Genomic DNA, 467 nt, shown 5'->3' with positions numbered 1-467 from the left:
GACCACGTCAGCGTCTCCGGCGCACCCTCCACCCGCGCGCTCCGCACGAACAGGTGTCCCGTGCGCGGAGCCGCCACCGACACCCGCAGCTCCGCCCCGTCTCGCGTGAACCACAACACCGCGCGCGCGTCCTTCCGTGAAGCCAGCCGCTCCGCCTCACGCCATGCACCGCCGGGGCTCGAGTCCATGGACGGACCTGCTTCCGTCTCCAGCACCACCGGCAGGTCGCTGCTCTGCCCCCGCACCCGCTCCAGCAGTGCGCGGTCCTCGGTGGACGCCACGCGCACGACCGCCCGCCATGGCCCGGCCGCCCACGCGGGGCTCCACAGGCCCAGCACCAGGGCCAGCACCACCACGCGCTGCCACGCCACGGCCTCCAACACGGACATGCAGTAAAACCTACCTTCCAGGGAATTCAACTGGAAGCACCTCGCCGTGTGGATTGCTTGTCACGCTCCGGTGGGGAG

Annotated in this window: 1 pseudogene; it reads right to left on the bottom strand. The window is 71.3% G+C overall.

Going from position 1 to position 467, the window contains the following annotated elements:
- Positions 1-389, bottom strand: a pseudogene (locus D7Y11_RS42920) (hypothetical protein); the annotation flags it as partial.
- Between the last annotated feature and the right edge of the window lie 78 nt (positions 390-467).

Origin of the sequence: Corallococcus sp. AB018 (genome assembly GCF_003986945.1) — a bacterium.
In the GTDB taxonomy this organism is placed as follows: Bacteria; Myxococcota; Myxococcia; order Myxococcales; family Myxococcaceae; genus Corallococcus; species Corallococcus exiguus.
This window is presented reverse-complemented; position numbering and strand designations above follow the sequence as displayed.